Annotated in this window: 6 protein-coding genes; 3 read left to right on the top strand and 3 right to left on the bottom strand. The window is 71.8% G+C overall.

Translation table 11 applies throughout. The annotated features are described in order from the left end of the window. Both NON00_RS24040 and NON00_RS24035 read left to right on the top strand, forming a co-directional pair. Positions 1-205: YeeE/YedE family protein (locus NON00_RS24040; RefSeq protein ID WP_256025326.1), on the top strand; the 205-nt coding region annotated here is incomplete at its 5' end. Next, positions 202-636: a DUF6691 family protein gene (locus tag NON00_RS24035; RefSeq protein ID WP_256025325.1), complete on the top strand. Its 435-nt coding sequence runs from the start codon at positions 202-204 to the stop codon at positions 634-636. The genes NON00_RS24040 and NON00_RS24035, both read left to right, overlap by 4 nt. Before the next feature lie 84 nt (positions 637-720). On the opposite strand, the gene NON00_RS24030 is transcribed toward NON00_RS24035, so the two are convergent. The 3 genes from NON00_RS24030 to NON00_RS24020 are packed head-to-tail and all read right to left on the bottom strand — an operon-like array spanning position 721 to position 3,681. Further along, positions 721-1,734, bottom strand: coding sequence for a cytochrome d ubiquinol oxidase subunit II (locus NON00_RS24030; protein WP_256025324.1), 1,014 nt, complete (start codon positions 1,732-1,734; stop codon positions 721-723). Between the two features lie 13 nt (positions 1,735-1,747). After that, complete coding sequence (locus NON00_RS24025) at positions 1,748-3,097, bottom strand: cytochrome ubiquinol oxidase subunit I (RefSeq protein WP_256025322.1); 1,350 nt, start codon at positions 3,095-3,097, stop codon at positions 1,748-1,750. Between the two features lie 5 nt (positions 3,098-3,102). After that, the gene (locus NON00_RS24020; protein ID WP_256025320.1) at positions 3,103-3,681 is read right to left on the bottom strand and encodes a GbsR/MarR family transcriptional regulator; all 579 of its coding nucleotides are present in this window, start codon (positions 3,679-3,681) and stop codon (positions 3,103-3,105) included. A gap of 257 nt (positions 3,682-3,938) precedes the next feature. On the opposite strand from NON00_RS24020, the gene NON00_RS24015 reads away from it, so the two are divergent. Beyond that, entirely contained in the window at positions 3,939-5,000 is a 1,062-nt protein-coding gene (locus tag NON00_RS24015; RefSeq protein WP_256025319.1) for a ChuX/HutX family heme-like substrate-binding protein, read from the top strand. The last annotated feature ends 46 nt before the right edge of the window (positions 5,001-5,046 follow it).

Below are 5,046 nucleotides of genomic sequence, written 5' to 3'. Positions count from 1 at the left end.
GCCGACGGCGGCGCTGCCGCGCGGCCCGGGCCTGCTGGCGCTGGCCGGGCTGCTGGTGGGCTTCGGCGCGGTGCTGGGCAGCGGCTGCACCTCGGGGCATGGCGTCTGCGGGCTGGCCCGGCTCGCGCCGCGCTCGCTGGTGGCCACGGCGCTGTTCCTGGCCACCGGCATGCTGGTGGCCGTGCTGATGGGGGCGCGCGCATGACGGCCCTGCTGCATCTGGCCGCCGGGCTGCTGCTCGGGCTGGGCCTGCTGCTCTCGGGCATGGCGGAACCGGCGCGGGTTCTGGGCTTCCTGGATCTGGGCGGGATGGCGCGCGGGGCGTGGGACCCGTCGCTGGCCTTTGTCCTGCTGGGGGCGGTGGGGATGGCCGCGCTGGGCTACCGGCTGGCCTGGCGCCGGCCGCGCCCCTGGCACGCCGCGGCCTTCCACCTGCCCGCGGCACGGCGGATCGATGCGCCGTTGGTGCTGGGGGCCTTGCTCTTCGGCGTGGGCTGGGGCCTGGCCGGGATCTGCCCGGGGCCGGCCCTGGTGCTGGTCGGCGCGCGGGGGGCGGAAGTGCTGGCCTTCCTACTGCCCATGCTGGCGGGCATGGCGCTGGCCCGGTGGCTGCGCGCGGGCCTGAGGCAGCCCTGACGAATGGGTTTCCAAAGGCCTCAGGCCTTTGGTGGGGAGAGTTTGAGAGGGGCGAAGCCCCTCTCAAGAACGGGCGCCCCCCCTTCAATCGTAGCGCAGATCCGCCGCCTTGCCGCCGAAGACGCGCCAGGCGAGCAGGGTGTAGAGCAGGATCACCGGCAGCACGAAGAGCGCCCCGGCCAGGATGATCGAGAGGCTTTCCGGCGCCGCGGCGGCCTGCCAGAGGGTCAGCTTCTCCGGCACGATATAGGGGAAGAAGGACCAGGACAGCCCGGCGAAGGAGAGCACGAAGAGGCCGGTGGCGCCCCAGAAGGGCAGGCGTTCCAGCGCGCCCTGCGGCAGCGGCAGGTGCTTCAGCAGGCTGTGCAGGCCGAGCAGCAGGGCGAAGGTGGTGGCCGGCAGCGGCGCCAGCAGGGCGAGGTTGGGCATTTCCACCCAGCGCGCCAGGATGCGCGGCGAGGCCAGCGGCGTGGCGATCGAGACCGCCAGGATGCCCGCCGCCACCAGCCAGAGCGTGGCGCGCGCCCAGGCCACGGCGCGGCGCTGCAGGGCGCCCTCGGTGCGCCAGATCAGCCAGCAGGCGCCGATGAAGGCGTAGCCCGAGGCCAGCCCCACCGCCGAGAGGGCGGCGAAGGCCTGCGCCCCGAAGCCCTCGGCGAAGCCCAGCACGTAGCGGCCGAGCATCCAGCCCTGCGCCAGCGCCGCGAGCAGCGAGCCGGCGAAGAAGATATGATCCCAGCGCCGCTTGTCCGGCACGGAGCCGGCCTTGGCGCGGAACTCGAAGGCCACGCCGCGCAGGATCAGCCCGGCCAGCATCACCGCGACCGGGAGATACAGCGCCGTCAGGATGGCGCCATGGGCAATGGGGAAGGCCACCAGCAGCAGGCCGACGCCGAGCACCAGCCAGGTCTCGTTGGCGTCCCAGAAGGGGCCGATGGAGGCGACCATGCGGTCGCGCTCCGCCTCCGCCGGCGTGGCGTTGAGCAGCAGGCCGACACCGAGGTCGTAGCCATCCAGCACGACATAGGCCAGCACGGAGAGCGCCATCAGCGCGGCGAAGGCGACCGGCAGCAGGTCGGGGGGCAGGAAGGGGGTCATGCGGGCGGTCTCCTCACGCGGTGCGCGCGGCGAGCGCGGCGTCCGGCCGGCCGGGATGGGCATCGGGATGGGCGCGGCCCTTGCGCGCCAGCCGGAACAGCGCGGCGATATAGGCGGCCAGCAGCACGGCGTAGAGCGAGAGATACAGGGCCAGCGTCAGGCCGATCTGGCCCGCCGGCACCGGCCCCGCCGCCTGGGCGGTGGTCAGCACGCCGGTGACGAGCCAGGGCTGGCGGCCGATCTCGGTGACATACCAGCCGGCCAGCGTGGCCACCCAGCCGGCGAAGCTCATGCCGGCCAGAGCGCGCAGCAGCAGCACCGGCAGCGTGCCGCGGCGCCACAGGAAGAAGGCGGCGGCGGCGCTGATGGCGATCATCAGCAGCCCGGTGCCGACCATGACGCGGAAGGCGTAGAAGACCGGCTTCACCGGCGGGTGGCGCCCCTCGAACTGGTCCAGCCCCGGCACCACGCCATCCGGGTGGTGGCGCAGGATCAGGCTGGCGCCCAGCGGGATGCCGATCTCGAAGCGGTTCTCGCGCGCCGCCTCGTCCGGCACGGCGAAGAGCAGCAGCGGCACGCGCCCCCCCGTGGTCCAGTTGCCCTCCATGGCGGCGATCTTGGCCGGCTGGTGCTCCAGCGTGTTCAGCCCGTGCAGGTCGCCCACGAAGGCCTGCACCGGCGCCAGGATGGCCGACAGCACGATGCCGGTGCGCAGCGCCACGCGCACGCCCGGCGCGCGGTCCCCCTTCAGCCAGCGCCAGGCGGAGAGCCCGGCCACCAGGAAGCCCACCGTCAGCGCCGAGGCGATCAGCATATGCGTCAGGCGGTAGGGCATGGAGGGGTTGAGGATGATGGCCAGCCAGTCCGTCGCATGGGCCACGCCGTCGCGCAGCTCGAAGCCCTGCGGCGTGTGCATCCAGGAATTCAGCACGATGATCCAGAAGGCGCTGATCGTGGTGCCGAAGGCGACGAGGAAGGTGGCCAGGGTGTGCAGCCAGCCCGGCACGCGGCGGAAGCCGAAGAGCATGATGCCGAGGAAGGTGGCCTCCATGAAGAAGGCCGTCAGGATCTCATAGGCCAGCAGCGGCCCGGCGATATTGCCGACATGCTGCATGAAGCCCGGCCAGTTGGTGCCGAACTGGAAGCTCATGGTGATGCCGGAGACGACGCCGAGGGCGAAGGACAGCGCGAAGACCTTCACCCAGAAGCGGTAGGCGTCCATCCAGGCCGCATCCCCCGTGCGGTTGAAGCGCAGCTTGAAGAACAGCAGCACCCAGCCGAGGGCGATGGTCACGGTGGGGAAGAGGATATGGAAGGAGATATTCGCCGCGAACTGGATGCGGGCGAGGAGGGTGGGGTCCATGCTGCCTACTCCGCGCTGTCGGGGGTGCCGCGCCGGGCGCGGCCGAGGGAGACGATGCGGTCCTTGGCCTCCAGCAGCCGCGTCACCTTGGCGCCGAGGGCGAGGAGCGAGGCCAGGCGCTCCGTCTCCAGGCGCTTCACATCCTCGTACCAGGTGGTGAGCTGCTCGATCAGCCCGTGCATCTCGGCGATGCGCGCCTGGGCGAAGCGCTCCTGCTCATTGCCCGGCTGCTGCATCTGGAGTTCGCGCAGGACGGAGAGGGTGGGGTCCACCTCGCGCTTCTTCCGCTCCTCCGCCAGGGTGCGCAGGATCTGCCAGACATCGTCCGGCGTGGTGAAATGGTCGCGCCGATCCTCGGGGATGTGCTTGGGGATGATCAGGTTCCAGGCCTGCAGCTCGCGCAGGCCCATGGAGACGTTGGAGCGCGAGACGCCCAGCGCCTCGACGATCTGCTCGGCATTCAGCGGGGCGGGCGAGATGTAGAGCAGGGCGTAGATCTGGCCGACGGTGCGGTTGATGCCCCAGCGGCTGCCCATCTCGCCGAAATGCAGCACGAAGGCCTGGGCGATGGGAGGGAGGTTCATGACATCCTGACAGTTCTGGAATTTCAGGAAATACTGAAAATTGATATAGCGCAAGTTTCCGCGCGGCAAGAGCCAAAGGGGGCGCCGATGCGATGCGCCTTGTCTTTAATGCGACTCATTTGCAACACTGGCGGCCTATTCCGCCGGGGCAGGCAGGCGGCGCCTTGCCCGGCGGCTCCCGCCGCGCTTTTAAATGAGAATAATTCTTATTTTCATATCAAAACGCCCCGCCCCCCCCTGTCGAACGGAGACAGACCGTGACCACCTCCCTCCCCGCGCGCTTCCAGGCCCTGCAGGCCAGCACCCCCCATCTGCGGGCGCGCGACGCCGCCGCCCGCCTCGGCACCACGGAAGCCGCGCTGCTGGCCAGCGGCGCGCTCGGCCCCGTCACCCCGCTGCGGCCGGACTGGGGCGCGCTCTTCGCCGCCATGCCCGCCCTTGGCCGCGTCATGGCGCTGACGCGCAACGAGATGGCGGTGCATGAGCGCTACGGCACGGTGCGCGATGTCTCCGCCGGCCCTGGCCATATCCTGGTGGTCGGTCCGGAGATCGACCTGCGCCTCTTCCCCGGCCGCTGGGCGCATGGCTTCGCCCTGGGCGGGGAGCGCCCCTCGCTGCAGATCTTCGACCGCCAGGGCGTCGCCGTGTTCAAGCTCTACGCCGCCGAGGGCACGGACCGCGCCGCCTGGAGCCAACTGGAAAAAACCTTCGCCGACCCGCAGGCCGCCCTGCCCCCGGCCGAGCCCGCCGCCCCCGAGGCGCCGCCCGCCGAAACCGCGGTGGATGGCGCGGCCCTGCGCGAGGGCTGGCTGGCGCTGCGCGACACGCATGATTTCTTCCCGCTGCTGCGCCAGCACGGCGCCAGCCGGCGGCAGGCCTTCCGCCTCGCCGGCCAGGATCTCGCCCGCCCCCTCGCCCCGGCGGCGGGCGGCCTGGCGCTCACCCTGGCGGCCGAGCGCGGCGTGCCGGTGATGGTCTTCGTCGGCAATCGCGGCGCCATCCAGATCCACACCGGCCCGGTGCAGCGCATCCTGGAGCGCGGCGGCTGGTTCAACGTGCTGGACCCGGATTTCAACCTGCATCTGCGGGAGGAGGGCGTGGCCGAGGCCTGGCACATCACCAAGCCGACCGAGGATGGCCCCGTCACCTCCATCGAGCTGCTGGACGCGGCGGGCGAGGTGATCGCCATGCTGTTCGGCGCGCGCAAGCCGGGCCAGCCGGAACTGGCCGAGTGGCGCGCCCTGGCCGCCGATGTCGCCGCGCGCCTCGCGCCCACGGCTGTCACGCCCACCGCTGTCGCGCCCGAGGCCGTGGCATGACCGGCCGCCGCCGCCTGCTGGCCGGGGGCTTCGCGCTGGCCGCCGC

The organism is Roseomonas sp. GC11, assembly GCF_024437745.1.
Taxonomy (GTDB): Bacteria; Pseudomonadota; Alphaproteobacteria; order Acetobacterales; family Acetobacteraceae; genus Pseudoroseomonas.
This window is presented reverse-complemented; position numbering and strand designations above follow the sequence as displayed.

Coding starts and splice junctions, on each gene's coding strand:
- NON00_RS24035 (WP_256025325.1), top strand. CDS start 202: ATGACGGCCCTGCTGCATCTGGCCGCCGGGCTGCTGCTCGGGCTGGGC.
- NON00_RS24030 (WP_256025324.1), bottom strand. CDS start 1,734: ATGACCCCCTTCCTGCCCCCCGACCTGCTGCCGGTCGCCTTCGCCGCG.
- NON00_RS24025 (WP_256025322.1), bottom strand. CDS start 3,097: ATGGACCCCACCCTCCTCGCCCGCATCCAGTTCGCGGCGAATATCTCC.
- NON00_RS24020 (WP_256025320.1), bottom strand. CDS start 3,681: ATGAACCTCCCTCCCATCGCCCAGGCCTTCGTGCTGCATTTCGGCGAG.